We start from the raw sequence: 26787 nt of genomic DNA, 5'->3' as shown, positions 1-26787 counted from the left end.
AGTCTAAACAACCCGCGGGCACACCGGCAGGCCTGCCGATCCTGCCCGCGAGCCGGAGCCCGGAGGATACCGCGAGCGAGTCGCGCGGGAGCTGCGCCCCTCCGCGCGTGGCGTGCCGGCGGCGCAGCGGCGCAGCGGCGCAGCACGCGCGCCACGCGAACGTCAGGACGCCTAGGCCCGCACGGCGGAGGCGATCATCTCCGGCCCGCGCCGTTCGAACGCGAGCGAACCCAGAAAGACCCCGCCCACGAGCGTGATCAGTCCGCTGGCGACGCCCAGCACGAGCGCCGGAATGTTCCAGACCGGGTCGACGAAGACGCCGAGCAGCGCGCAGGCGAGAGCCGGGAGCGAAAGCAGGATCGACCCCGCAAAGGTGAACGACTGGATCAGCGCGGCCGCCGTGTCCGACGCCTGAGGCTGAGCGAAAGGGCTGTCTCCCGGCTTGGTCGCCGGATAGGGGAAGCGCGCCGATGAATAACTCGAGAGCCCGAGCCCGGTCAGCAGGATGCTGGTGCTCACCCCCAGGATGGACGGCATCACCGCCCAGTCGCCGTAGACCGACACGCTGATCGCCGACCCCGCCGCGATCATCGGGATCCCCACGAAGAGTGCGGGAACCAACCGGCCCATCCGGTCCTCGAATCCGCGGGTGCCGGAAGCCACGTGCAGCCAGACCGCGGTGTGGTCCAGGGCGACGTCGTTGTGCAGGGTCCAGCCCAGGAACACACTCATCAACGGCACCGCCAGAAGAGCGAGGTAGGAGATCGGCAACCCCGCGAACGACAACGGCAAGATGACGATCAGTGGAATGACCGGGATGACGATCACCGACATCCAGTACCGGGAGTCGCGGCGCCAGTAGGTGAGGCTACGGGCCGCAATCGCACCCATCGGAGTGTGCGGCATGCTGTCGAACCACCCGAGCCCGCCGTACTGGCGGGCCTGAGCCTCGCGGCCGGGCGTGACGAGCATCCGTGCCACCAGTCCCTGCCAGGCCAGCCACAGCAGGTACGTCGTTGCCGCGGCCATCGAGAGCTTGAGCACGGCCGCACCCCAGAGCCCGGTGGAGGCATCCCCGGGAACGGCCCAGGCCGCACCGAGGGGCGTCCAGCCGAGGATGCCCGCCAGCCCGCCGATCAGGTCGAGGCCGTAGCGACCCCAATCGAAGTTGAGCGCCAGAAGCACGACGGGGGCGATCATCACCAGAAGAAGCACCCCGATGATTCCGGTGAATTCCCGGGATCGACGCGTTGCCAGCAGGAACGCCCCCAGCGACGTGCTCACCCGGGACACGAGCATGCAGGTGGCCAGCAGCAGGGTGGCGGAGGCGAGGGCGAGCACCGTCACTAAGAGGCCGCGGGACCAGGTCACGACCGTGCCGAGCAGTACGACCGAGAGCACGAACGCGGGCACCCCGACCAGAGAGGACAGCGCCAGACCGAATGAAAGCCTCCGGCTAGGGATGCCCATGGTCGCGAATTTGCGCGGGTCCATGGTGTCGTCGATCCCGAAGACCAGCGGGAACAGCAGGAAGCCGAGCACGACGAGTGATCCAGCGACGACCAGGCCGTCGCGAATGGCGACGGGATCTCCCGTGAAGCGCAGCCCGACGAGCACTACGAAGAGGCCGACGGCCAGGGCGAGGCCGTAGAGCAGGCCGATCACGATGCCGGCGACCTGCCAGGGGCTGCGCCGGAACAGATTGGCGAGCAGGCGGACTTTCAGTCCGAGAAACTGTGCAACCACTCCATGCCCTCCGCCACCTTGCGTCCACCGGCCAGCTCGATGAACCGTTCCTCGAGCGTTTTCTCGCCGCGAACCTCGTCGATGGTGCCGGAGGCCAGCACCGCACCCTCCACGATGATGGCGACACGATCGCAGACGCGCTGGATCAGATCCATTCCGTGGCTCGACAGCACGACCGTTCCACCGCTGGCGACGTATTTCTGCAGGATCTCCGTGACGTTGACGGCGGAGACCGGGTCGACGGACTCGAACGGCTCATCGAGCACGAGCAGTCGCGGCGAATGGATCATCGCGCAGGCGAGTGCGATCTTTTTCGTCATGCCGGCCGAGTAGTCGGCGACGAGGCGATTAAGCGCGTCTTCGAGGCCGAAGGCGGTTGCCAGGTCGGCCGCGCGCTGCCGCACGGTGACGTCGTCGAGACCCCGGAGCACCCCGGAATAATAGAGCAGCTGGGCTCCGGTCAGGCGGTCGAACAGGCGCAGTCGATCAGGCAGAACGCCGATGATGCGCTTGGCGGCCATCGGGCTCCCCCAGACGTCGATGCCGTTCACCGTGACGGTGCCCGCATCCGGCCGGAGCAGCCCGGTGACCATGGAGAGCGTCGTGGTCTTGCCGGCGCCGTTGGGCCCGACGATCCCGAAGAACGACCCCGCGCGAACCTCGAGGTCTATGCCCGATACCGCCACGGTCCGGCCAAAGCTCTTGTGCAGACCGCTGACCGCGAGCACAACCGGCGGGGCGAGATCGAGCGCAGTCGGCGCAATCACCGGGGCGCGCTTGCGGGAGGCCCGTTTCACGACGGGCGGTTCCGCGGCAGCGGGGGCGGCGGCAGGCAGCAGCTCCGTTTCGGCGGACCCAGGCAGCTGCACCGGTACGGGCACCAGTTCGATGCCTGCCGACACGGATGCGTCGGCACCGGATGCGTCGGCAGCGGATGCGTCGGCAGCGAATGGCTGGGGCACGGACAGCGCGGTGACCAGGACCGGCTCGGCCTCCTCGCCCGGCGACGGGATAAACTCCGGCAGAACCTGCGTGGCGGGCTCCGCGTCAGGTTCGACACTCTCAGAGTCAGTGGTGAGAGGCTCAGAGACAGGTTCGACTGACCTCGCGTCAGGTTCGGCGACGGCGGCCGCGGCCGCGGCCGCAGCCAAGGTCGCCGCCCGGATGGCCGCAGCCCGCGCTGCGCTGGCCTTGGCCGCACTGGACCGGGCCGCGCCGGTTTTCGCGACGGACTCAGATTTCGCCGCCGCCGTGCGCGCGGCCGTGGCCCGTACTGACGTCGTGCGAGCCGACGTCGTGCGAGCCGCGGTGATGGGAGGAGAGGCGAGTGTCGGGGCGTCGGCCGTCGGCGACGTGCCTTCAGAGTCAGACTCCGGCGCTGCGACGGGCCTTTTCGGGCCCGGTCTCGGTGCGGGCTTTGGGCTGGCCCTGGCCGCGGGTTTCTTCGGAAGGGGCGCCCCGGGGGTGCCCTCCCTCGCTTCTGCAGCCGCTTTTGCGCGGGCCGTACTCGGTCGCCCGGCGGCCACACGGGGGGTAGCCTTCGTGCGCGGCGGCGCCTTGGGGACAGGGGCCTTGCGCACCGGGACGGTGCGCACAACAGCCGGCGTCGTGGCCTGTGTTTCAGCAGAATCTAGCGCAGAAGTGGGCACCTTCTGCTCGTCGGGCTCGGATGTCGGGGGCGCTGGAGTCACCTCGCTAACCTACCAAGGACCGTCTGACATCGCAGGCTTCGGGGGTCACCCGGAAACACAGTCAGGCGCTGCCCAGCCACGGGCGCCCGGGTCACGAAAGCAACACGGAAAGGAGTCCGCTCTTCCCCCCAACCGAGGGCGTAGGGTACTCTCGAGTTGGCATAACGGTGTGTCTATACGTGAACGTACAAGTGAACCCTAGACAAACTCGATCTGAATCTGAGGGAGTCTCGGTCACTCGAATTCTTTTTTGAGGAGACAATCGTGACCACCCAGGTAGTCATTTTGGCAGCAGGTATGGGCAGCAGACTCGGACGTTCGCTTCCGAAGCCGCTCACCGAACTCAACGACGGTCGAACAATCATGCAGCAGCAGTTCGACAACATCGCGCACGCCTTCGGCAAGAAGGCGAAAGTTACCATCGTGGTCGGTTACAAGCTCGAGCACATCATCGAGGCCTTCCCGCAGGCATCCTTCGTTTACAACGAAGAGTATGACCAGACCAACACCTCGAAGAGCCTTCTGCGCGCTCTCCAGGCGTCCACCACCGGCGGTGTGCTCTGGATGAACGGTGACGTCGTCTTCGACCCGGCCATTCTCGACCGCGCTGCCGCGATGGTCGCTCGCGACCAGTCCTTCGTCACCGTCAACACCTCCAAGGTGTCCGACGAGGAGGTCAAGTACACGACCAGCGCCGAGGGCTACATCAAAGAACTCTCCAAGACTGTCAAGGGCGGGTTGGGCGAGGCAGTGGGCATCAACTTCATTTCCAGCGCGTACAAGGCTGTACTGGTCCACCACCTGACGAAGGTCGCCGACCAGGACTACTTCGAGCGCGGCATCGAACTCGCGATCGAGAAGAACAACCTGTTGGTCGAGCCTCTCGACATCTCCGATTTCTACGCGGTCGAGGTCGACTTCGCCGAGGATCTCGAACGGGCGAACCTCTTCGTCTAGCGGCGCCTTTCGCGGGGGCGCGCGCCGCGCCCCTACGATAGAGCGCGTGAGTAGATATGCGGAAGTGCGCCCTGAGCAGCGCACGTCTTTCGCCAGGTACCGTCATTCCCTCTGGTTGCTCACGCAGCGGGATCTGCGGGTGCGCTACTCGACGTCGCTGCTCGGTTACTTCTGGTCGATTCTCGACCCTCTGGTCATGGCCGGTATCTACTGGTTCGTCTTCACCCAGGTTTTCCAGCGCACGGTGGGCAACGAACCGTATATCGTCTTCCTGCTGTCGGCGCTGCTGCCGTGGATGTGGTTCAACGGCACCGTGTCCGACTGCACGCGCGCGTTCCTGCGCGAAGCGAAGCTGATTCGGTCCACCCGAATACCCCGCACGATCTGGGTGAACCGGCTCGTGCTGTCCAAGGGCATCGAGTTTGTGGCGTCCATCCCGGTGCTTCTGCTGTTCGCACTCATCTCCGGGGCTGAACTCAGCGCGGGTGCGGCCCTCTTCGCCCTCGCGATCCTGCTTCAGACGATCCTGACCGCAGGGATCGGGCTGATCGTCGCTCCCCTCGTGGTCTTCTTCCGCGACCTTGAGCGGGCCGTGAAGCTCATCCTCCGCTTCCTGTTCTACGCATCGCCGATCATCTATGGCACCGCGGACCTGCCCACGGAACTGCAGTTCTGGGCCGGCTTCAATCCGCTCAGCGGCCTGTTCAGCCTGTACCGGGCCGCGTTCTTCCCCGAGCAGCTCGATTGGAATCTCGTGCTGATCAGCGCGCTGATGTCGGTCCTCTTTCTTGTCGCCGGCCTGGTTGTCTTCACGCGCACCGAGCGCGCCGTCCTGAAGGAGATCTAGTGTCGGCACCGGTGATCACCCTCACGGGTGTCGGCATCCGTTTCCGCCGCAATCGACGCGGTCGGCGCTCGTTCAAGGACCTGTTCGCCGCCCGGAGGCGGCGCATCCGCCCGAACGAATTCTGGGCGCTGCGGAACGTTGCGTTCACGGTGCAGCGCGGCGAGGCGATCGGCGTGGTCGGTCGCAACGGGCAGGGCAAGTCGACCCTGTTGAAGCTGGTCACCGGCGTCGTGCTGCCCGACGAGGGCTCGGTGCGCGTGACCGAGGGTGTGGCCCCGCTGATCGAGATCACGGGTGGCTTCGTGGACGACCTCACTGTGCGCGAGAACGTCTACCTGACCGCGGGCCTGCACGGGATGACGAAGAAGCAGATCGCGGCGCGCTTCGACGAGATCATCGCCTTCGCGGAGATCGCCGACTTCGTCGACACGCCCTACAAGCACTTGTCCAGTGGTATGAAGGTGCGCATCGCGTTCGCCGTGATTTCCCGGCTCGAGGAGCCCATCCTGCTCGTGGACGAGGTGCTCGCCGTCGGCGACAAGGCGTTCCGGGAAAAGTGCTACCGGCGGATCGAGGAACTGCTCGCCGGTGGGCGAACTCTGTTCTTCGTGTCCCACAACGAGCGGGACCTCAAGCGCTTCTGCACCCGAGGCCTCTACCTTGACAAGGGTGCGCTGGTTCTGGATGCCCCCATCACCGAGGTGCTGGCGCTCTACAACTCGCAATACGGGATCAAGCCGGCCTAACGGGCCGAGGCCATCACGGCATCCGGATCTTCCAGGCCGTCCCGGGAGGGCGGCAGTTGAGCGGAATTGAACCCGGTCATCAGATCGCCCGGCTCAATGCCGAGCACTGTGGCAAGCCGGATCAGGGTATGGAAAGTGGGGTTGCCAAGTCCCCGGTCGATCCGCGCGTAGTTGGACACGTTGAGGCCGGCCAGGTGGGCGACGGCCTCCTGATTGAGGGACAGCTGGCGCCGCCGACGACGCAGGCGAACACCGAGGATTCGGGATGCTTCTGACTTCGGCTCAGGCATTCTCCTTGTATAGGCGCGCACCGAGTTTTCCGCCAGTGGCACCCAGCCGGGGCACGTAAACTCATCGGGACACTGACGGAGGGCACTCTGATGGCCAAAAAAACCAAGCCGATTATTTCCGAGACGGGTGGCCTGCCGAAAGGCGGCCAGCTCCCCACCGGGATCGTCACGGGCTTCGACCGCGTGATGGCGATTCACCGTCCTGCCGTGCTCGCGCACATCCGTTCCGTGCGCCGCCGTTCCCCACAGGCGTCGCCCGTGGAGATCATCCGGATCCTGGAGCGGCGTTACCTCGCCGCCGTCACCACCGGGGGTGCCGCGGTCGGCGCGACGGCGGTCATCCCGGGGGTCGGCACCGCCGTCACCCTGGCCATCTCCGGCGTGGAGACGGCCGGGTTCCTCGAGGCCACCGCCCTGTTCACGCAGTCGGTGAGCGAGGTGCACGGCATCACGGTCGAGGACCCCGAGCGGGCACGCGCTCTGGTGATGACGATGATGCTCGGCCGCGAAGGCTCAGACCTGGTGCGCCAGCTGGCCGGCCAGGTCTCCGGCTCCGGCGTCCCGCGCGCCGCTTACTGGGGCGAACTCATCACGACCAGCATTCCCCGGGCCATCATGGGACCGCTGACCGATCGGCTGAAGAGCAGCTTCATCCGGCAGTTCGCCGCCAGGGGCGGCGCCAGCTTCATCGGCAAGGCCCTGCCGTTCGGTGTGGGCGCCATCATCGGGGGTGCGGGCAACCACATCCTGGGCTCGCGGGTCGTTCACTCGTCGCGGCTCGCGTTCGGCCAGCCGCCGGTCGGTTTCCGCGAGGAACTGGACCCCCGGGTGCGGATCGTCGTTCGGGAATCGCCGGCCCGCCGCATCCCGGGGATCACCCGGCTGTCCCTGACCGGCCTGTCCGGCCGGCTGTCCCCCCGGCGACGGATGCCCGGAGCACCGCACCCGACAACGCCGACACCGCCCCGTGCAGACTAGAGCTTCTCGACGTCGCTGACCTCGTCCGTCGGAGCGTCGATGGCTGGTTCGACCACTTCCAGGCTCACGGCCTGCGGGTGGGATGTGTCGAAGCGCTCCCACTCGTCCATCAGGTGCGCCACAGCGGCGTGGAAACGCTCCGTGGCGACTCCGGGACCGGTGTCGCCGAAGTAACGCTCGACCCAGATCTTGAGCCGGTCATGGGCCTCGCTGTCATGGGTGAGATCGTCGAGCACGCCGAGGATACTTCCCGCATCGTCGACGTTCAGCCACTCGCAGTCGGAGAGATAGCCTCCTGAGTCGATCTGAGCGGCCGGGTCGACCGGGCGGGTCACCATCAGGGCCTTGCCTGAGGCCAGACGGTCGTAGACCATCGCCGAGATGTCGACGATGGCGACATCCGCTGCCGACAACTGCCAGCCCAGGTCGGGGCTCGCGTCGTAGATGTGCCGGGCCGAGGCATCGCGCGCATTCGCCGTCGCGATGGCCGCGATGATGGTCTTGTTCGCCGCGCCGTACTCGCTGCTCACCACGCCGCTGCGGGGGTGCGGGCGGTAGATCACGCGGTGCCGGCCCGAGGCCAGCAGTGACGTCACCAGGGCAACGCCGTGGGACGCGATCGAGCCGTAGGCGGCGGCTGGCCGGTCGCCTTCCCAGGTCGGAGCGTAGAGGATGACCTGGCGCTCGTCCGGGGCGAACGGCGTCGCGCCGGAGTAGAAGTCGGCCTGGGGGCGGCCGATCTTCAGGGCGCGCTTGTCGAAGTCATAGTCCCAAAGCACCTTGTCGAGACGGGCGATCGCGGCATCGCCGGCGACGAAGGCGTAGTCGTAGGCCTTGATCTGGTTCGTGACCATGTACATTTTGTCGCTCTCACCGTGGTTGATGAAAACGTGCCAGCGGCCCCCGTAGCGCATCATTTGGAAGTTGCGGGTGTTCTGGTTCACGTAGAACACGATCCGGATGTCCTGCTGGGCCAGCACCTGCTCGAGGTCGACGACCCGGCGAACGTAGGCAACCGGGAGCGGGGACTCATCGATCAGCGGCAGGGCACCTGCCCCACTGCGGCTCAGCACCAGGACGGGCCAGGTCTCGGCGAGCTTCGCGAGCGGCTTGTACCACTGCCGCATCTGGTACAGATTGACGTCGCCGTCGGCGAAGTAGACCGCGATCTTGAAGTGATTCCGGGGCAGCGGCTCACGCGTGGACAGCCGCCCGTTCAGCAGCCGCTGTGCCTTGCGGGACGCCGTGACGTCCCTGACCAGCTTGAGCCCAAGCCTGACGTCTCGTTGAATACCCACCCATCAAGAGTACCGACGATGCCACTCGACCGAGCGCCTCTGGCCCCCCGAAGGGGACGTGACGACGGAATCGTTAGACGATGGGCGGCCGTCCGGCCAGCGTCATCCGCCACACCGTGCGCGCCCTGAGGGGACGCCGCTCCCCCGGGTCGGTGGTCCACCCCTCGCGGAAACCGGTGAGCCAGGCGCGCAGCGCGCCCGGATTTCGAGCCCAGCGCAGTACCTGGATCAGAAGCCAGGACCCGGCGTAGACGGGCACGAGCAGGACCGGAAGGTTGCGGCGGGCCAGCCAGACCCGGTTGCGGGCGTTCAATCGGTAGTAGTCGGCGTGCCGGGTGGGCGCGATCACGGGATGATTCGCTTCCAGCTCGCCGGCGTACCAGGCGCGCAGGCCCAGGTCCCAGACACGCCAGGCCAGCTCGATGCCCTCATGGGCGTAGAAGAACGGCTCGGCCCAGCCCCCGGTGGCGTCGAAGGCGGCCCGGGGTAGCAGCACGGCACCCTCCCAGACCGAGAAGACGTTGCTGGAGTGGGTGGCTTCGCCCTTGCGGATGCGCGGAATCCAGCGTCTCGGCGACACGATCCCGGCCGGGTCGACCACTCGGGGCTGCAGAAGGCCGATGGTCGAATCCGCCCGAAGCACGCCGATGGCATCTCGCAGAAAGTGCGGGTCCGGGATGCTGGCGTCGTCGTCGAGGAAGAAGAGAAACTCTCCCGCGACGCGGGAGACCCCGCGGTTGCGGCCGGCCGGAATGCCCAGGTTCTCGGGCAGGCCGAGCGTCTTCACCTGGTCCGGCAGCCCGGTCGGCTGCCAGCCATTGCCCACGCACACGATGTCCAGGAGAACTCCCTGCTGGGCCAGCAGACTGCGGATGCCGCGGGCAAGGTCGTCGGGACGGGTGCCCTGGGTGAGCAGCACGACCCCCACTGTCGGCAGGGCGGGCCCGACCGGTGAAGCGCTAGGACCGGACACGCTTGGACGCCATGATGGCCACGAAGTGGCCCACCAGTGAGAGGAAGGCCAGCGGGACGAGCACGATCAGCACGAACCGGTCGACCGCCGGCTCGCCGAGGAAGCTGCCGACGACCGCGGCGACGAAGATCAGCATGGTCAGTTCGACCGAGTGGTACAGCCGGTGGAACGGGAGGAACCGGGCCAGGCGGCGGGCGCGGGCGATGAAGCTCGACGTCGGGGTCTGCTCGTGCTTGCGATCGGCGAGTTTGGTCAGGCCGGCGTTCGCGCGGGCCACGTGCACCATGTCGTTGAGGGCCTTGTTCAGCACGATGACGAGGGCGAGCAGCAGTGCGAGCGTGGTCCACAGGAAGTCGGCGGGGGCCTCGAACGGGTAGAAGGCGCACCGGATCCCGAACGCGATCGGGATGAGGGCCTCTGTCGTGTAGTGCCCGACCTTGTCGAGGAACACGCCGGCCGGGGAGGACTGCCGGCGCCAGCGGGCGACCTCGCCGTCGGAGCAGTCGACCAACATCTGCAGCTGCCCAAGCAGGAGGGCGAGCATCGCGCCCCAGATGCCGGGAATGAGCAGCGCGGCCGCCGTGGACCAGCCGACCAGGATCATCAGGCCGGTGACGCCGTTCGCCGAGATAGAGGTCTTCAGAAGCATCCAGGTCAGATACGGGGAGATGTCGCGCAGGTAGAGCGACGCCGTCCAGTGCTCGGCGTTCGCCCGCAGCCGAACTTCCGGCGGCTGGGCCACGTGGCGCAGCTCGGCGATTGAGGAGGGTCGAGTCGCCGCGGGATTCGCTGACGTCATTGGTGCCTTCCGGTATGGGCCGTGATGTTGGTGGTGAATTTCAGAAACCCGAGCAGGAAGCCGATCCCCCAGCAGAAGTGAATGCAGGGCAAGACTACGAGAAACCACAGCCCGGCACGAAACCCGTCCGGCCGGGTCACCAGGGCCGTGGCCACGGCGACGAGCCCCAGGTAGGCGGCGGGAATCAGAAAACCGAGCAGCAACCACGGGTTCGCCCCGGTGAGGAGCTGAACCAGGCCGGCCAGCCCGGCCAGAGTGCCGACAGTGACACCCAGGACCATGACGGGCGGGGCGAAGTAACGGATGCCGTTGTCCTCGGGATATCGGCGGGCGAGTTCCCCTCGCCAGAGGCCGGTGGACACCATCTGCCGGGCCAGCCGGGCCAGACTCGGCCGGGGCCGATAGACGACCCGGAGCCGAGGTGTGAACCAGACGATGCCGCCCTGGTCGCGCAGACGGCGGTTGAGTTCCCAGTCCTGGCCGCGCTTGATGCCCTCGTCGAAGAGGCCGACGCGCACGATGCTGTCCATCCGAAAACAGCCCAGGTAGACGGTTTCCGCGGGGCCCTCCGGGCCGCCGATGTGCAGGGGAGTGCCGCCGAGGCCGATCTTCGTGCCATAAGCGCGCGCGACGGCTTTCTGGAACGGGCTCTCGCCCTGGGCGTCCATGACGCCGCCGACATTGTCGGCGCCGGTGCTCTCAAGGGTCTCCACGGCGATGCGGGCGTAGTCCGGCGGCAGCACCGAATGGGCGTCGACGCGAATGACGAACGCGTACTGCGAGGCACGGATAGCCGTGTTGAGGCCTGCCGGAGTGGAGCCGATCTCGTTCGCCACGATGCGGATGCGCGGATCGACCGCGGCCATCTCCTCAACCAGTTCGGTTGTGCCGTCGATGCTCGGGCCGAGGGCCAGGGTGACCTCGAAGGGCCCCGAGTAGTCCTGGCGGAGCAGACTGGTCACGGCGGCGCGCACATGGGTGACGTCATTCAGCACCGGCATCACATAGGAAACCCCGAGCAGGGATGCGGCTCCGGAAGAGGGATCCTGGCTGGTCATAGTTCCATTCTTCTGGCGGGATGTAAGAGCCTACCAGCCGGGTGTTTCCTGCCTGCATCGGGGCCGCAAACGACAGCTGCGCCGCCGGTGGATCACCGGCGGCGCAGCTGTCGTTCTCTGGAAGGAGCGAGTGGTCAGCTGGAGAGTGCGCCGACCGTGACGGATACCGTGGCCGACTTTCCATCGCGCACAAAGGTGAGGTCGGCCGTCTCGCCGGCCGCGAGAGCGCGCACCTGGGCGGTGAGGTCGTTCGCGTCGGTGATGGGTAGATCGTTGAGGTTGGTGACGATGTCGCCCTTTCGGAGTCCGGCCTTTTCCGCTGCACCGCCCGCCGAGACCTCGCTGATCAGGGCGCCGACGGTGGCGCTCTCCGGGCTGCCGGCAGCGCTGGTGACACTGGCGCCGAGCAGACCGTGGCTGGCCGTGCCGGTGGCGATCAGTTCGTCGGAGATACGCTTGGCCAGGTTCGACGGGATGGAGAAGCCCACGCCGATGCTGCCGGCGGCCGCCGAGTCGCCGCCCGCGCTGGCGATGGCGACGTTGATGCCGATCAGCTCGCCCTTGGCGTTGAGCAGGGCTCCGCCGGAGTTGCCGGGGTTTATCGCGGCATCCGTCTGGATGACCGAGAGTGAGATGCTGCCGGTGGAGGGAGCCTGGGCCGCGCCGCCGTTCTGGTCGGGAAGGTCGAAAAAGAACGGGCTCTGCTCTTCGTCGGGTGCGGAGTTCTCGGGTGTCGACGGGGCAGCCGAGGAGGCGATGGAGATGCTGCGGTTCAGTGCACTGACGATGCCGTCGGTGACGCTGCCGGAGAGGCCGAGCGGTGCGCCGATCGCGATGGCGCTGTCGCCGACGTTGAGCTTGCCGGAATCGGCCCATTTGATCGGCGTCAGGCCGCTCGCACCGTCCAGCTTGATCACGGCGAGGTCGGAAACCGGGTCGGTGCCGACAATGGTGGCGGCGTAGAGCTTGCCGTCACTGGCGGTGACCTGAATGCTGGCGTCGGCGGCGGCGCCGTCGAGGGTGACGACGTGCGTGTTCGTGAGAATGTAGCCGTCTTCGGACAGGATGACGCCGGAACCGGTTCCGCCGGAGCTGCCGTCGGAGGCGGCGATGGTGACGACACTAGGCGTGGCCTTGGCGGCGACCGCCGTGATCTGGTTGACGCTGTCGGTGTTGTTGACCACGACCGTGCTGGGGCCGTCGGCCTGGCTGGTCGGGATTCCGACGGTCTGGTTGGTGACCACGAAGGCCGTGACGCCGGCGCCGGATGCCCCTCCGACGAGAGCGCCGATGGCGAGGGCCGCGATCAGGGCGATATTACCCGAGCGGCGGGGCTGCGTGCGCGGGCCGCCGGGCTGGTCGGCGGCGTACCCGGTCTGATGGGCGTTGGACTGCGGCTGGGTATTCGGCGCGTAGGGATTCGAGGTGGTACTTCCCGCGACCGGGCGACCGAAGGAATCCGTGGCGTGCGCGCGCGCGGGCGCGGCCGAGGTGGAGGTGGGCTGGGCCGCGGTGGGCTGGGCCGGCGACTGCTCAGAGGCGGAAACTGTGTCGGGGATGACCTCGGTCGGCTTCTCGTCGCCGGGGGCGTCGCCGGAGGAGTGATCCGCAGAGGGCTGGGCCGTGGCGGAAGCCTCGCCGGCCGCATTGACTTCGAATGGGACTGCGTTGTCGGGATCGGGAGTGGTGCCGGGTGCCTGCGGATTGTCGGTCATGGTGTGCTCCTTCCAAGCGTTTCCACCTTGACTCCTGAACCTGAACGAATGATCTGTGCAGCCTGGGAGCATTCAATGACGACGCCACGACTTGAGCGGTGCCGGGTCGATCAACACAGTTAGCAACCCGGACCGGCCGGGTTTGTCGTGCACTCGCGGTTGACGAGCACCGTCTGGGCATCCCCCACGATCACGCCGAGCGGGCTGGCCGAGGTCGACAGCGTACCCTGCACCGGCCGCCAGGCAAGGCCCGCGAAGCGATACTCGGCCGAGTACACCACCGCGACGACCACGGCATAGCTTCCCGGACTGGCGAACGCGTGGCTGGTGGCGGTGTCGGAGAATTCCGGGAGGCCCAGTGCCGCCCAGGTCGCGCCGCCCGAGTTCGTGCTTGCCTGGGCACCGTCGCCGTAGGACCAGCGGTAGCCGACCGGGGTGAAATGGACCTCCGCCGGATATCCCAGCAAGGCGCCGGTACGGGAGTGCTCGGATGCCGACGCGATGAAGTTCGCGGGCAAACCCGCCACGCTCCAGCCGCGCGGTTCCATCGTCTGGGACGGCGCCGCGGGCTGGAAGTTGACCAGATCACTAACCCTCACCACGAGGTTCGGGTCGCACGGCGACCCCGGAATGCAGTTGACCGTGAAGTCGTCGCGCACGAACGCCAGCGGATCGACGACGGGTGCTGCACCGACTTGGCCGCCACCGGCGTTGCCGCTGCCGCTGCCGGAACCGGACCCGCCCGCCCCGGATCCCGCTCCGCCACCGGCTTCGTTCCCGGACCCCTGTCCCCCGCCGGTCTCGTACCCCGCAGAAAGGTCCACCCCGCCGTTGTTGATGGCACCGTTAGCCTCCGGGCACAAACCTGAGACCAACAGTTTGGGAAGGCAGCTATCCCCTGCAGCGGCAGCCGAGATCGAAGAAGGAGCTACGAGCAGCATGACGATCGCTGCGACTAACAGAAATCTGATCCGGACCATACCTGCGACTCCGTCATCTTAAAATGGTCAATATGTTGGTCAGTTCCCACGAAGGCAACTGTCAATGGCATCCGCAGCGGGCGGTCAGGCTGAGAGACCGAAACGCCTGAGGAATCCACAATGTCGCTTTTCGTTACATCGAGACATACATAGACCCTTATCTCCCACTTCTTCTCTGCGTTGATTTCGACGGACTGGATAGCCATTGAGTCAAAAGAGGTAGAGCCGATCTGCTTCCACCCGCGCTCATCAAAGGACGTCGCAACGGAAAGTTCCTCCTCATGGGCTCTTCCGGAACTGAGGCTCAGGAAAAGATCTCGCGACGGCGTCCCGGCCTCCCCCGCAGCATCACTGGCAGCCAGATACGCCGCATAGGCTTCGGTGGCCGCAGCCAGAGCTTCCTCATCGGACGCGAAGACGGGGGCATCCGTCGGCGCGGTCGTCTCGGACGCCTGGGGCGCTCGGGGCACCGGTTCGGGCGTGCAACCGGTCAGCGCGAGTGTGCCGAGCAGCAGCAGCGGGCCCAGAACGAGGAGGTCGCGCTGCACGGTCCGCATGCGGCCAACCTAGGGCATCCGGCGCAGCCCCGCTCGAACTTTCCACATGTCGTAGTTTGGAGCCATGCAGGTGACATCATGACAATCTCCGGGGCCTGGCGACGCACGGCCCGTGGGGCCGGCCTGCTCGCCGCGGACGGCACCGTCGCCGCGAGCATTTTCGCGGAGATGAGTGCCCTTGCCCTGCGCACCGGCGCCATCAACCTCGGCCAGGGATTCCCCGACGAGGACGGCCCTGCCGAGGTTCTCGAAGCCGCACGCCAGGCGATCTCCGACGGTGCGAACCAGTACCCGCCGGGGCGCGGCTTGCCCGTGCTGCGAGGCGCCATCGCTCGGCATCAGCACCGGTTCTACGGCCTGTCCGTCGATCCGGATACCGAGGTCCTGGTGACGGCGGGTGCCACCGAGGCGCTGGCGGCAACCGTTCTCGCACTGCTCGACCCCGGCGACGAGGTTGTCACGCTGGAGCCGTTCTACGACGCCTACGGCGGCCTGATCGCGCTGGGCGGGGGCATCCATCGCACGGTGCGCCTGCGGGCGCCCGATTTCCAGCCGGACCCCGACGAACTGCGCGCCGCCATCACGGACCGCACCCGACTGATTATCGTGAACAATCCGCACAACCCCACCGGGGCCGTGCTGCCGCGCGAGACCCTGGAACTCATCGTGTCCCTCGCACACCGTCACGACGCGCTCATCGTGACCGACGAGGTCTACGAGCACCTCACCTTCGGTGTCGCCCACGTGCCCGTCGCGACGATTCCGGGCGCGAGCGAGCGCACCATCACGATCTCCTCCGGTGGGAAGACGTTCAACACCACCGGCTGGAAGATCGGCTGGCTCACCGCCCCGTCCGCTCTTGTCACCGCAATCCTGGCCGTGAAGCAGTTCCTCACCTATGTGAACGGCGCGCCGTTCCAGCCGGCGATCGCGCGGGGCCTCGACCTGCCGGACACCTTCTACACTGGTGTCGCCGCCGACCTGCAGGCCAAGCGCGATGTTCTCGAGAGCGGCCTGATCGAAGCGGGGTTCACGGTCAGTCGACCTCAGGGGTCGTATTTCATCGTGGCGGATGCCGCGCCGCTCGGCTACCCTGATGGCGCCGAGTTCTGCCGGGTGCTGCCCGATCTCGCCGGGGTGGTCGCGGTTCCGATCGGCGCGTTCTGCTCCGCCCGGCACCGGTCCGAGTATGCCTCGCTGGTGCGATTCGCCTACTGTAAAAAGGTGGACGTGCTTGAGCGCGCCGCCGCCCAGCTGGCCGGCATCATCGCCCGTTAGCAGCCCGGCAGCCGCCGCTTTGGAGGTGCCGACAGGGGTTCTAGTGCGCCAGTGCCGGGTAGTCCGTGTAGCCCTCGGCTCCGGCACCGTAGAAGGTAAGCGGGTCGGGAGCGTTCAGCGGCAGGTCCTTGAGCCAGCGCGACACGAGGTCGGGGTTGGCGATCACGGCACGGCCCACGACGACCGCATCCGCCAGTTCGTCGGCGATGATGGCCATCGCCTCGTCCCGGTCGGTGACCTCGCCGAAGCCGCTGTTCACCAGGAGCGGCCCAGCGAAACGGGCACGCAGCTGCTGCACCAGTTCGCCGGCCGGCTCGCGGTGCAGGATGCTCAGGTACGCAAGGCCCAGCGGAGCGAGTGCATCGGCGAGCGCGCCGTAGGTGGCCATAAGGTCGGCGGCATCCGTTTCGAGGGCATCCTGAATGTTGTGCTCCGGCGAGACCCGGATGCCGACGCGGCCGGCGCCGATCGCCTCGGCCACCGCGGTGACGACCTCGACGACGAAACGGGCCCGGTTCTGCGGGGAGCCGCCGTAGATGTCGTCGCGCTGGTTGGAGGCCGGCGAGAGGAACTCGTGCAGGAGGTAACCGTTCGCGGAGTGAATCTCGACGCCGTCGAGTCCCGCGGCGATGGCGTTACGGGAGGCCTGCACGAAGTCCGCGATCACGCCGGGGAGTTCGTCGAGTGTGAGGGCGTGCGGTACCGGGTAGGCAGCCTTTCCCGCGTAGGTGCGGGTATCGCCCTGGATGGCGATGGCGCTGGGAGCCACGACCTCGCGGCCGCCGTTGGTGCCCTCGTGGGTGACGCGGCCCGCGTGCATTACCTGGGCGACTAGGCGCCCGCCGGCGGAGTGCACGGCGTCGGCGACGTTGGTCCAGCCGACGATCTGCTCGGGGGTGACCAGCCCTGGCTGGCCGGGGAAGCCCTGACCGGCGTGGCTGGGGTAGGTGCCCTCGGTCACGATCAAGCCGAGCGAAGCACGCTGCCTATAGTGCTCGACGACGAGGGGGCCGGGAACGCCCTCGATTCCGGACCGAACCCGGGTCAGCGGCGCCATGACGAGCCGGTTGGGCAGTTCCAGGTCGCCGAGGGACAACGGGGAGAAAAGATTCACGAATAGCTCTTTCTGTGGGTCAGGGTGTCGCCGGACGGAGCGTGCGCCGTCTCGGACAGGGGAAGCAGCTTCCCCCTGGGGCCAACGGCCCTGCTCTCCCGCGCATTCCCCTCACCCGTCACGGTCGGGCAATCCACAGGAGCCGACGCACCGAACCAGCATTATGAGCACCATCGCCGAGACCCGGCCGACGACGTCGCCACGGAGCTTCCCGACCCCGGATGCACCGACCCGGGAGGACCCGGACCGCACCGGATACTGCCCGTTCCCTCTGTCGTCCGACGCCCGGGCCTTCGGACTGACCACGAGCTCCATGCGGCTGCGCCAGGCAACGGTTTCGGTGCGGCACGGCCGCCGTACCGGGAGCGAAACCGCGACCATCCTGCTGCACGGCGCCGCGGGATCCTGGACGACCTGGACGCCGCTGCTGGCCGCGGCCGAAGCCTCCGGTCTCGGCCTGACCGACCTGATCATCCCCGACCTGCCCGGCTGGGGGGACTCGCCGCTTCCGGCGGCGGGACCCTCTCGTTCCATCGAGGCAACCGCTGCGGTGGTGGCCGAGATCGCCTGGGCGCTCGGCTACCGCTCCTGGACCGTGATCGGCCACTCCCTCGGCGGCTTCGTGGCACTCGAACTTGCCGCAAGCGAGACCCGGTCGACCGCGTTCGTCGGCCTCGTCTCGGCCACGACGTTCTCGGTGATCGACACCGTGCGGCACCCGGTCGCCCGGTTCGCCGCGCTGCCGGGGTACAGCGCCCTGCTGCCGGTACTGCGGGCCGTCGCCCGGGCCGGGCGCGCCGGCCACGGTCTGATCCGCCTGCTCCACCGCACCGGGCTGCTGCGCACGCTGGCGGCGCCGTTGTTCCGCCGACCGGAGCTGCTGCACGAGAGCGTCATCGGGGCCCTTGCGACCGAGCTGCGCCCGCAGGCGTTCGCCGTGGCATCCGACCTCGCCGGAACCTACGACGCCAACCGCTGGGCCCGGATCGAGTGCGCCGTGCACGCAACCCAGGGTGACGCCGACATTTTCGTGGCGGCGACGGATGCGGCCAGGCTCCGCGCGGTCATCCGCGGCTTCGATCTGGTCACGGTGCCGGGCACCGGGCATTTCGCGCACGTGGAGAAACCGTATGAGACGCTGCTTCACCTGTTGCCGAACGGATGCCTGCCCCGGTCAGGCGTGTTCCCGCAGTAGTAGTCGCTGTGTCCTGGACGATCCCGCGGCACGGCTGTTTCCCTTGTCAAGCGGGTTCATAGCGACCAAACTGAGGAGCAGTCCTGAGATCTGGTCACCCTGTGCGGCCGGCCTCTGAACAGCCCCACCGATTGAAAGCGGCTCCCCATGGGTTCGTTGACGTATGACAGGGTCACGGTCGAATTCGACGACCGGATATTGGCGCATCTCCAGATCGTGATCGTACAGAAACTCCGCCGGGGCGAAAGCTTCCTGCTCTCGTGGCGAAACGCCGCCGAAGCCGGAAACGGTCGCAGTTCCGCGTGGCTGCACCCGGCCATTCCCCTGTATTTCAAGTTCTCCGGCGGTCAGCCGCCGAGCATCAACCCGCTATGGCTCGCCCAGCTCACCCGTTCCGCTAACAGTTCCCAGGGTCTGGTGGCCACCGGCGAGGAGCGGGCGATGGGTGAACCCGAACATCCGGAGCGCACCGACCGCGGTCATCGCCCGGATCAGAAGTTCACGGTGCGCGCGGCGCCCGCCTCGCAGGACACCATCGCCACCGAACTCTGAGCTGGCTGCACGCTCAGCGGGGCACGACCGCGAAGCGACGCAGGGCCAGCGATGGATTGCGGGCGCGCACGGCTGTGAGGCGCTCCGACAGCACCCAGGCGACGGCGACATCCGTTGTCTCGCCGATGGTGACCAGTTCCACGCCCATCGGGTCGACCACCATGCTGTTGCCGACGCCCACCGGCGGGGCGTGGTCGGCGGCCGCCACGTAGACCGTGTTCTCCAGGGCGCGCGCTGTCAGCAGCGTGCGCCAGTGCTGTTCCTTCAACGGTCCCCGCACCCACTCGGCGGGCACCAGCACCAGTTCGGCCCCCGCGTCGACCAGGCGGCGCGTCACCTCCGGGAAACGGATGTCGTAGCAGGTCTGCAGTCCCACCCGCAGTCCCACCACCTCGAACGTCTCGGGTTCCTCCACGGCGCCAGGCCGCACCCAGTCCGATTCACGGTCGCCGAAAGCGTCGTAGAGGTGCAGCTTGCGGTACTTCGCGACGAGTTCGCCGGCCGGATCCACCGCGACGAGGGTGTTGAAGAAGCGGCTCGGGTCATCCGTGGCCTCCAGCATGCCGGCCACGACATGCACGCCGAGTTCCACCGCGAGCGCGGCGAGGGCGGCCACGAAGGGGCCGTCCACAGGTTCGGCCGCGGCGACGAAAGAGGGCCCCAGGACCGGTTCGAAGAAAGAGGAGTACTCGGGGAAGACGACCAGCCGGGCTCCGCGGCCGACGGCCGTCTCGGCGAGGGCACGCATGGCGGCGAGATTCACGGCCGGCTCGCGGCCGGGGGCGAACTGGGCCACCGCAACCCCCAGGGCAGCCACAGGGCCGGAGCCAGCGCCGGCAGCTGCAGCTGCAGCGGGAGCAGGATCGCGCGTCTCGAGGGGATCGATCATGGCGTCAGCCTAGCCGCCGGCAACGCCTCGGCCGGGGTCGCGGCATCCGTAGCCCTCGGTCCGTACCGGTCCTGGGTTCCAGGGTTCAGCGGGGTGGCCTAACGTATATGCGTGTCTCCCCCTCCGCTGGTCTCCCGCCTGGTTCGCCCCGAGGCGCTGACCCTGCCCCTGCGCCGAACCGAAGGACTGGCAGCGATTCTCGGGCTGCTCGGCCTCCTCGTCTCGGCGGCAGGATCGTGGCGGCCCTCGTATTGGGGCGACGAGGCGGCCAGCGTGATGTCGGCGGAACGTTCCCTGCCGGGGCTCTTCCGACTTCTGGACAACGTCGACGCGGTGCACGGCGCCTATTATCTGCTGCTGCACGTCTGGATCGGCCTCTTCGGCTCTTCGGAGCTGGCGACTCGCGGGCTGAGCGCTCTCTTCGTCGGCTTCGCGACGGCCGGCACCTTCGTGCTGGCACGCACCCTGATCTCCCACCGGGTCGGCGTGCTCGCGGCCATCGTCTTCGCGCTGCTCCCCCGGGTCACCTACATGGGCGCCGAAGCCCGTTCGGCCGCAGTCGCCACGGCCGTTGTGGTGTGGCTGACCGTTCTGCTGATGCACCTGCTGCGGAGCCGCTATCAGGATCGCGCCACCCGCTTCGCGCTCTGGGCGGCTTACACCGCGCTCCTGGCCCTGGGAATCTACTTCTTCCTCTTTGTGCTGCTGCTGATCCCGGTGCTCGGCCTCGCCGTGCTGCTGATACCGCCGGAGGGCGACAGGTGGGCGGGCATTCGCGCCTGGACCCTGGCCACGGCCTCCGGGCTCGCCCTGGCTGCCCCCGTGATGGCGGCCAGCCTTCAGCAGCGCGATCAGATCGCCTTCATCGGGCGGCGCCCGCCGATCGCCGTGCTCACCGCCGCAGTGCACCAGTGGTTCGGCAACGTACCGCTGGCCGTTCTGGCGTGGGGTCTGATCCTGCTGGCGGTGGTGATGGTCTTCGCCGTGCGCGGGCGGCGGGCCGCACCAACAGCAAGCAGGGCGGCCCTGGCGGTCATGCTGGCCTGGCTGATCGTGCCGAGCGCAGCGCTCCTGATCGGCACGCACCTCGTCACGCCGATGTACTCGCTGCGGTACCTGTCGGTGGGTACGCCGGCGGCGGCGATCGCCATCGCCATGGGGATCGCCTGCCTCCGGCCGCTCTGGCCGCAGGCAGCCGCGCTGGGCCTGATCACGGCTCTCATGCTGCCCACCTATCTCGACCAGCGCGGCGAGTTCGGCAAGAACTACGGCAGTGACCTGCGCCAGGCGTCCGAGGTCGTGCGGGCCGGCGCGCAGCCCGGAGACGCGGTCGTTTTCGACGAGAGCGTGCGGCCCTCCCGCAAGCCCCGCCTCGCCCTGCGGCTCTACCCGGCCGCGTTCGAGGGCCTGCGGGACGTCACCCTCGCGGTGCCGTCCGACGCCACCAACGACTTGTGGGACGTGGCTGTGCCGCTGGAGCAGGTGACCGACCGACTTACCGGCACGAACCGGGTCTGGGTGCTGCTGAACCAGGCCAGCGGTGAGAATAGGCGGGGGGACAACATCCGCATCCTGCAACAACTCGGGTTCACGGTCGCCGAGTCGACCATGCTGAACCGCACGCAGATCATCGAAATGACAAGGTAGCCCCATGGCTCGGACTCTGATCATCATCCCGACCTACAACGAGCAGGGCAACGTCGCGTCGATCGTGTCCCGGGTGCGCGCGAGCGTGCCGGCGGCCGACGTTCTGGTCGTCGATGATTCCTCCCCGGACGGCACGGGGCAGTTGGCTGACGCGCTGGCCGCCACCGATTCCCAGGTGCACGCCCTGCACCGCTCCCGGAAGAGCGGCCTCGGAGCCGCCTATCTCGAGGCCTTCGCCTGGGGGCTCTCCCGCGGCTACGACCGACTGGTGCAGCTCGACGCTGACGGATCGCACCTGCCAGAGCAACTGCCGACCCTGCTCGAGGCCGCGGAGACGGCGGATGTGGTGCTGGGCTCCCGCTGGGTCCCGGGCGGAATGGTGCGGAACTGGCCGTGGCACCGGCGTCTGCTGTCGCGGGGCGGATCGGTCTACTCGCGCGTGCTGCTCCGGCTGCCCCAGCGAGACGTCACCGGCGGTTACCGCGTCTTCACGGCGCATGCCCTCCGGCGAATGGACCTCTCTGGCGTCGAGAGCCTGGGCTACTGCTTCCAGATCGACATGCTGCTGCATGCGGTTCGGGCCGGGCTCAGCGTTGTCGAGAAGCCGATCACGTTCGTGGAGCGCACCGTCGGTTCCTCGAAGATGAGTGCCGCGATCGTGGCCGAGGCGATGGCCCGTGTCACTATCTGGGGTCTCACCGGCAGGAACGCTCGCCGCGTTGCCGCGTCTACACCGACATCCCTGCCGCGTGCCCGCTGACCGGACCCGCACGCCGCCCCATAGGGCGTGACTTCTGGTCAGAGTGACTATAAGATGAATCCATTCAGTTAGAGTCACAATGACCTTTACTTGGTGAATGACAGTGGATGCGCGAATAAACACCCAGCTTGAGGCGGCCCTCGCCGTGTCGACGGTCATTTTTGCCCTGCGGCCGGATCCGGAATCCGGCCACTCGACCCTGTGGCTGCCGCTTGTACGCCGCACCCGGGAACCCTACCTCGGTCAGTGGGCGTTGCCCGGCGGCGGCCTGCGGGCCGATGAGCGCCTGGCCGGCGCGGCCGCGCGCGCCCTGCGCGAGACCACGGGCCTGACCCCCAAGTACCTCGAGCAGCTTTACACCTTCGGGGATCCGGGGCGTTCCCCCGGCGGCCGGGTCGTCTCGGTCGTCTACTGGGCGCTCGTCGAGTCCGGTGAGGCGGCGCTGGCCGTCGAGGACGAGAATGTGCGGTGGTTTCCGGCCGACCACCTGTCGCCGCTCGCCTTCGACCACAACCTCATCGTGGAATACGCCCTCTGGCGCCTGCGCACCAAGGTGGAGTACTCCCGCATCGCGCACGCGTTCCTCGGCGAGACCTTCACGCTCGCGCAGCTGCGCGAGGTGCATGAGGCCGTGCTGCAGAAGGCCCTCGACCCGGCCAACTTCCGCCGCACGATCGAGGGGTCAGGCACCGTGGTCGACACCGGCCAGCGCGTAGCCGGCGTACCGCATCGGCCGCCCCGCCTCTACCGCTACAACGATTCCGTTCATGCCACCACTCCGGGTGCGCTCGAGCCGGCCATCGGCTGAGCATGACTCTTCCTCCCAGCACCCTCCTGCTGGCCACCGCTTGTCCGACTATCGCTTTGTATGAATATCGAGGAGTAACCGCATGACCATCGCATCGGTCGACCAGACCATTCGACTCATCAGCACGGGAGCTGCCACCGGCAGCACGTGCAGCCCCGACCTGCTCACCGCTCCGTGGGAGTTTGATTCCGGCACGCCGGGCTACGGCCCGGGGTCGTCGATGGGCGATGTCATCCCCACCGGGTCACCGCGGCAGGGTGAGCTGCCCGAGGTCTACCGTCGCGCGTCGACGGAGGAACTAGGCGACCGCATCCGTAACGCCAAGGCCACGCTCGGCGACCGGGTCGTGGTCCTCGGGCACTTTTACCAGCGCGAGGAGGTGTTGGCGCACGCGGACTTCGTGGGCGACTCCTTCCAGCTGGCGCAGGCCACGAAGAGCCGTCCGGATGCCGAGGCGATCGTCTTCTGCGGAGTGCACTTCATGGCCGAAACCGCCGACTTGCTTTCCACGCCGGAGCAGGCGGTCATACTGCCCAACCTCGCCGCCGGCTGCTCGATGGCCGATATGGCCGATATCGACTCCGTCACCGACTGCTGGGAACAGCTGGAGGACCTCTACGGCAGCGAGCAGGGCGTCGACGGCCGCGTGCCCGTGATCCCGGTCACCTACATGAATTCCTCGGCCGCGCTGAAGGCGTTCTGCGGCGAGCACGGCGGCATCGTCTGCACCTCCTCCAACGCCGAGACCGTGCTCGAGTGGGCCTTCGCCCGCGGCCGCCGCGTTCTCTTCTTCCCCGACCAGCACCTCGGCCGCAACACCGCCAAGGCGATGGGGGTGCCCCTCGAGCGGATGCCGATGTGGAACCCGCGCAAGGCCCTCGGCGGCAACACGGCCGAGGAGCTCGAGGCCGCCCAGGTCGTGCTCTGGCACGGGTTCTGCAGCGTGCATAAGCGCTTCACGGTGGACCAGATCACCGCGGCCCGCCAGTCGCACCCGGACGTGCGCGTGGTCGTGCACCCGGAGTGCCCGATGGGCGTCGTCGACGCCGCCGATTCCTACGGCTCGACCGACTTCATCAAGAAGGCCATCGAGGCAGCCCCGGCCGGGTCCACGTTCGCCATCGGCACCGAGATCAACCTGGTGCAGCGGCTCGCCGCACAGCACCCCGAGCACACCATCTTCTGCCTCGACCCGGTGGTCTGCCCCTGCTCCACCATGTACCGCATCCACTCGGGCTACCTGGCCTGGGTGCTCGAAGCGCTGGTCGGCACCACGGACCGCGCGCCCGAGGTGCTCAATCGCATCCAGGTATCGGGCGAGGTTGCCGGCAACGCCCGCGTCGCCCTCGAACGGATGCTTTCCGCCAAGCCGCCCGTCTCCATCGAGGCCTGACCGTGACCCGCGTGCTCGTCGTCGGCAGTGGGCTGGCCGGACTCATCGCCGCGGTGCGTGCGACGGATGCCGGCCACCAGGTCACCCTCGTCACGAAAGCGGCCCTGCCCGACAGCAACACCCGCTGGGCCCAGGGCGGGATCGCCGCGGCCATGTTCCCCGACGACTCGGTCAAGTCACACGTACAGGACACCCTGCGAGCCGGGGCCGGACTCTGCGACCCGGTCGCAGTGCACGTGCTCTGTTCCGAGGGACCGGCTCGGGTGCGGGACCTGATCCGGTTCGGTGTGGACTTCGACCGCGACGAGTCCGGGGTGACCCGCGGACTGGAGGCTGCCCACTCCCGCTCGCGGGTGCTGCACGCCGGCGGGGACGCCACGGGCGCAGCCATCGAGGCTGCCCTCGTGGCGACGGTGCGTGAACGGGCCGCCCGCTCGCTGCGGGGCGTGGGCGCCCGCCTGCGCGTGCAGGAACACACAATGCTGGTTGATCTGACCGTGCAGGACGGTCGCGTGACCGGGGCTGTCCTACTCGGGCCCGACGAAGCACTCCGCACGATCCTGGCCGACACGGTGATCCTGGCGACCGGCGGTGCCGGCGAGCTCTTCCCGCACACCACGAACCCGGCTCTGGCGACGGGCGACGGCGTGGCCGCCGCGTGGCGCGCGGGGGCATCCGTCGCCGACCTCGAGTTCTACCAGTTCCACCCGACCGCACTCGCCGTTCCCGGTACCCCGCTGGTCTCCGAGGCGGTGCGCGGGGAAGGCGCCGTGCTACGAAATGCGTTGGGCCACCGCTTCATGCTCGACCTGCACCCCGATGCGGAACTCGCCCCGCGCGACATCGTGGCCAGAGGCATCGCCCGAGAAATGACCAGGCAGGGCGGCGAACCGGTGCGACTGGACGCCACCGGTCTCGGCCGCGAACTTCTCGAGCGACGCTTCCCGACCATCACCGCGGCCTGCCGTGCTGCCGACCTGGACTGGGCCGTCGAATCGATCCCGGTCGCCCCGGCGGCGCACTACTGGATGGGCGGGGTGCTCACGGATATCTGGGGCCGCACCAGCCTGCCCGGCCTGTTCGCCGTGGGGGAAGTGGCCCGCACCGGCGCCCACGGCGCCAACCGGTTGGCCTCCAACTCTCTGCTCGAGGCGGCCGTGTTCGCCGACCGGGCCGTGCGCGCGCTGCCCCTGCCGGTTCGGGTGTCGGCGGGGGTCTCGGTCGTGACCGGCTCGACCACCGGGGGGTTGCCTGCCAGCGTCGACCGTGACGCGGTACAGCAGCTGATGTGGGAGTGTGCGGGAGTGCTGCGGAGTGGGGAGAAGCTCGCCGAGGCATCCGTCACCCTGGCCGACTGGGCCACCCGTCCGACGGGCCCGGACGAAACCATTGCACCTAATATGCGGGTTCGGGCATATGAAGACGCCAACCTGCTCGACCTGGCGCGGGTCACCGTGGCTTCCGCCCTGGCCCGGGAGGAATCGCGCGGCGCACATCACCGCTCCGACTACCCCGACGGCCGGCTCGAGCTCGCCCGCACCGTCGCCTGGACCCGCACCGTCGCCTGGAACCGCGGCACAGCCCCGGACACAGCCGACGGCATGCGGAGCACCCTAAATCTGGACCACCCCACTGAGGCCGAGGAGGCCATTGCATGCTGACCATGAACGCCATCGACACCGTCGTGCGCGCCGCGCTCGAGGAGGACGCCCCCTGGGGTGACCTCACCTCGCAGGTGCTGATCCCCGCCGACGCCGCCGCGACCGCGCAGCTGGTCGCCCGGGAATCCGGCGTCTTCAGCGGTGGTGCCGTCTTCGCGGCGGCCTTCCGACTGACCGACGCGCGCATCGTCGTTCGGATACTCGTGGCCGACGGCACCGTCTTCGACGCCGGTGACACCCTGGCGGAAGTGTCGGGGTCCGCCCGCGGCATTCTGCAGGCCGAGCGCATCGGCTTGAACTTCGTGCAGCGCATGAGCGGGATCGCCACACTGACAGCGCTCTACGTGGCCGAGACGGCCGGCACCCGCGCCCGCATCGTCGACACCCGCAAGACCACCCCGGGCCTGCGTGTGCTGGAACGTGCCGCGGTGCGCGACGGCGGCGGCCACAACCACCGGTTCAGCCTCTCCGACGCGATCATGGCCAAGGATAACCACCTGGCCGTGCTCACCGCGGGCGGCCTGAACCTCACCGAGGCGCTCCGGCAGGTGCGCGACCGCATCTCCCACACCACGCACCTCGAGGTGGAGGTGGACCGGATCGACCAAATCGAGCTTGTGCTTGCCGCCGGCGTCGACACGATCATGCTCGACAACTTCAGCCTCGACGACCTGCGCGAGGGCGTACGCCTCACGGGCAGCCGAGCACGCGTGGAGGCCAGCGGCGGCGTCTCTCTGCTGACCGTGCGCGGCATCGCCAAGACCGGCGTCGACATCATCTCGGTCGGGGCCATCACGCACAGCGTGCGCTCCCTCGACCTCGGCCTCGACGTCGTCATCCTCACCGAGGGCTGAC

At 68.1% G+C, this 26787-nt stretch carries 25 protein-coding genes; 13 read left to right on the top strand and 12 right to left on the bottom strand.

The annotated features are described in order from the left end of the window. Window positions 1-171: 171 nt before the first annotated feature. Window positions 172-1746 carry a PAM68 family protein gene (locus E3O54_RS00200; protein WP_241976694.1) on the bottom strand — a complete coding sequence of 525 codons (1575 nt, stop codon included), beginning with the start codon at window positions 1744-1746 and terminating at the stop codon, window positions 172-174. Further along, on the bottom strand, window positions 1722-2708 hold the full coding sequence (locus tag E3O54_RS00195; RefSeq protein ID WP_241976693.1) for an ABC transporter ATP-binding protein: 987 nt from the start codon (window positions 2706-2708) through the stop codon (window positions 1722-1724). The genes E3O54_RS00200 and E3O54_RS00195 overlap by 25 nt, the downstream gene beginning before the upstream one ends. A gap of 993 nt (window positions 2709-3701) precedes the next feature. On the opposite strand from E3O54_RS00195, the gene E3O54_RS00190 reads away from it, so the two are divergent. Genes E3O54_RS00190 through E3O54_RS00180 form a run of 3 tightly spaced genes read left to right on the top strand, consistent with a single transcriptional unit; the run spans window position 3702 to window position 5987 of the window. Then, window positions 3702-4394, top strand: coding sequence for an NTP transferase domain-containing protein (locus tag E3O54_RS00190; RefSeq protein WP_134342956.1), 693 nt, complete (start codon window positions 3702-3704; stop codon window positions 4392-4394). Window positions 4395-4440: 46 nt separating this feature from the next. Beyond that, window positions 4441-5241: an ABC transporter permease gene (locus E3O54_RS00185; RefSeq protein WP_233191298.1), complete on the top strand. Its 801-nt coding sequence runs from the start codon at window positions 4441-4443 to the stop codon at window positions 5239-5241. Next, the gene (locus tag E3O54_RS00180) at window positions 5241-5987 is read left to right on the top strand and encodes an ABC transporter ATP-binding protein (protein WP_104100221.1); all 747 of its coding nucleotides are present in this window, start codon (window positions 5241-5243) and stop codon (window positions 5985-5987) included. Before E3O54_RS00185 ends, E3O54_RS00180 begins: the two co-directional genes overlap by 1 nt. On the opposite strand, the gene E3O54_RS00175 is transcribed toward E3O54_RS00180, so the two are convergent. Then, on the bottom strand, window positions 5984-6277 hold the full coding sequence (locus E3O54_RS00175; RefSeq protein ID WP_104100222.1) for a helix-turn-helix domain-containing protein: 294 nt from the start codon (window positions 6275-6277) through the stop codon (window positions 5984-5986). The two genes, E3O54_RS00180 and E3O54_RS00175, sit on opposite strands and share 4 nt — an antisense overlap. A 90-nt stretch (window positions 6278-6367) precedes the next feature. Between E3O54_RS00175 and E3O54_RS00170 the strand changes: the two genes are divergently transcribed. Beyond that, window positions 6368-7255 carry a hypothetical protein gene (locus E3O54_RS00170; RefSeq protein WP_233191299.1) on the top strand — a complete coding sequence of 296 codons (888 nt, stop codon included), beginning with the start codon at window positions 6368-6370 and terminating at the stop codon, window positions 7253-7255. On the opposite strand, the gene E3O54_RS00165 is transcribed toward E3O54_RS00170, so the two are convergent. The 7 genes from E3O54_RS00165 to E3O54_RS00135 all read right to left on the bottom strand — a co-directional run bounded on the left by E3O54_RS00165 (window position 7252) and on the right by E3O54_RS00135 (window position 14635). Further along, window positions 7252-8553, bottom strand: a complete 1302-nt coding sequence (locus E3O54_RS00165) for a hypothetical protein (RefSeq protein WP_104100223.1) — start codon at window positions 8551-8553, stop codon at window positions 7252-7254. The genes E3O54_RS00170 and E3O54_RS00165 overlap by 4 nt on opposite strands. Window positions 8554-8626: 73 nt before the next feature. Then, the gene (locus tag E3O54_RS00160) at window positions 8627-9526 is read right to left on the bottom strand and encodes a glycosyltransferase family 2 protein (protein ID WP_104100224.1); all 900 of its coding nucleotides are present in this window, start codon (window positions 9524-9526) and stop codon (window positions 8627-8629) included. Next, window positions 9513-10325, bottom strand: a complete 813-nt coding sequence (locus E3O54_RS00155) for a CDP-alcohol phosphatidyltransferase family protein (protein ID WP_104100225.1) — start codon at window positions 10323-10325, stop codon at window positions 9513-9515. Before E3O54_RS00155 ends, E3O54_RS00160 begins: the two co-directional genes overlap by 14 nt. Then, window positions 10322-11383, bottom strand: coding sequence for a glycosyltransferase family 2 protein (locus tag E3O54_RS00150; protein ID WP_233191302.1), 1062 nt, complete (start codon window positions 11381-11383; stop codon window positions 10322-10324). The genes E3O54_RS00155 and E3O54_RS00150 overlap by 4 nt, the downstream gene beginning before the upstream one ends. A gap of 134 nt (window positions 11384-11517) precedes the next feature. After that, complete coding sequence (locus E3O54_RS00145) at window positions 11518-13098, bottom strand: S1C family serine protease (RefSeq protein ID WP_134400685.1); 1581 nt, start codon at window positions 13096-13098, stop codon at window positions 11518-11520. Between the two features lie 119 nt (window positions 13099-13217). Then, a complete protein-coding gene (locus tag E3O54_RS00140; RefSeq protein WP_134400684.1) occupies window positions 13218-13922 on the bottom strand; it encodes a hypothetical protein in 705 nt (234 codons plus the stop codon). 131 nt (window positions 13923-14053) lie between these two features. Beyond that, the gene (locus E3O54_RS00135; RefSeq protein ID WP_134400683.1) at window positions 14054-14635 is read right to left on the bottom strand and encodes a hypothetical protein; all 582 of its coding nucleotides are present in this window, start codon (window positions 14633-14635) and stop codon (window positions 14054-14056) included. Window positions 14636-14713: 78 nt separating this feature from the next. Between E3O54_RS00135 and E3O54_RS00130 the strand changes: the two genes are divergently transcribed. Continuing rightward, window positions 14714-15913 carry an aminotransferase class I/II-fold pyridoxal phosphate-dependent enzyme gene (locus E3O54_RS00130; protein WP_134342951.1) on the top strand — a complete coding sequence of 400 codons (1200 nt, stop codon included), beginning with the start codon at window positions 14714-14716 and terminating at the stop codon, window positions 15911-15913. Window positions 15914-15953: 40 nt separating this feature from the next. Here E3O54_RS00130 and E3O54_RS00125 read toward each other — a convergent pair whose 3' ends face one another. Further along, entirely contained in the window at window positions 15954-17027 is a 1074-nt protein-coding gene (locus tag E3O54_RS00125) for an alkene reductase (protein ID WP_134342950.1), read from the bottom strand. Between the two features lie 163 nt (window positions 17028-17190). Between E3O54_RS00125 and E3O54_RS00120 the strand changes: the two genes are divergently transcribed. After that, complete coding sequence (locus tag E3O54_RS00120) at window positions 17191-18222, top strand: alpha/beta fold hydrolase (RefSeq protein WP_158250232.1); 1032 nt, start codon at window positions 17191-17193, stop codon at window positions 18220-18222. Window positions 18223-18369: 147 nt separating this feature from the next. Beyond that, window positions 18370-18774, top strand: coding sequence for an ATP-dependent DNA ligase (locus tag E3O54_RS00115; protein WP_233191304.1), 405 nt, complete (start codon window positions 18370-18372; stop codon window positions 18772-18774). A gap of 13 nt (window positions 18775-18787) precedes the next feature. Here the strand turns inward: E3O54_RS00115 and E3O54_RS00110 are convergent, their stop codons facing one another. Further along, window positions 18788-19663: a carbon-nitrogen hydrolase family protein gene (locus E3O54_RS00110; protein WP_134400682.1), complete on the bottom strand. Its 876-nt coding sequence runs from the start codon at window positions 19661-19663 to the stop codon at window positions 18788-18790. Between the two features lie 111 nt (window positions 19664-19774). Between E3O54_RS00110 and E3O54_RS00105 the strand changes: the two genes are divergently transcribed. The 6 genes from E3O54_RS00105 to nadC all read left to right on the top strand — a co-directional run bounded on the left by E3O54_RS00105 (window position 19775) and on the right by nadC (window position 26786). Beyond that, entirely contained in the window at window positions 19775-21310 is a 1536-nt protein-coding gene (locus E3O54_RS00105) for a glycosyltransferase family 39 protein (RefSeq protein ID WP_134400681.1), read from the top strand. Between the two features lie 4 nt (window positions 21311-21314). Beyond that, complete coding sequence (locus tag E3O54_RS00100; protein WP_134342946.1) at window positions 21315-22070, top strand: polyprenol monophosphomannose synthase; 756 nt, start codon at window positions 21315-21317, stop codon at window positions 22068-22070. Between the two features lie 97 nt (window positions 22071-22167). Continuing rightward, window positions 22168-22878, top strand: a complete 711-nt coding sequence (locus tag E3O54_RS00095) for an NUDIX domain-containing protein (protein ID WP_134342945.1) — start codon at window positions 22168-22170, stop codon at window positions 22876-22878. Between the two features lie 82 nt (window positions 22879-22960). Beyond that, the gene (gene nadA, locus E3O54_RS00090) at window positions 22961-24271 is read left to right on the top strand and encodes a quinolinate synthase NadA (RefSeq protein ID WP_134400680.1); all 1311 of its coding nucleotides are present in this window, start codon (window positions 22961-22963) and stop codon (window positions 24269-24271) included. Window positions 24272-24273: 2 nt separating this feature from the next. Beyond that, complete coding sequence (gene nadB, locus E3O54_RS00085; RefSeq protein WP_134400679.1) at window positions 24274-25932, top strand: L-aspartate oxidase; 1659 nt, start codon at window positions 24274-24276, stop codon at window positions 25930-25932. Next, on the top strand, window positions 25926-26786 hold the full coding sequence (gene nadC / locus E3O54_RS00080) for a carboxylating nicotinate-nucleotide diphosphorylase (RefSeq protein ID WP_134400678.1): 861 nt from the start codon (window positions 25926-25928) through the stop codon (window positions 26784-26786). The genes nadB and nadC overlap by 7 nt, the downstream gene beginning before the upstream one ends. Window position 26787: the final 1 nt, after the last annotated feature.

The sequence above is a fragment of the Cryobacterium sp. TMT2-4 genome, assembly GCF_004402575.1.
In the GTDB taxonomy this organism is placed as follows: domain Bacteria; phylum Actinomycetota; class Actinomycetes; order Actinomycetales; family Microbacteriaceae; genus Cryobacterium; species Cryobacterium sandaracinum.
Note: the sequence above shows the minus strand (reverse complement) of the source record. Positions and strands in the feature narration are given on the sequence as shown.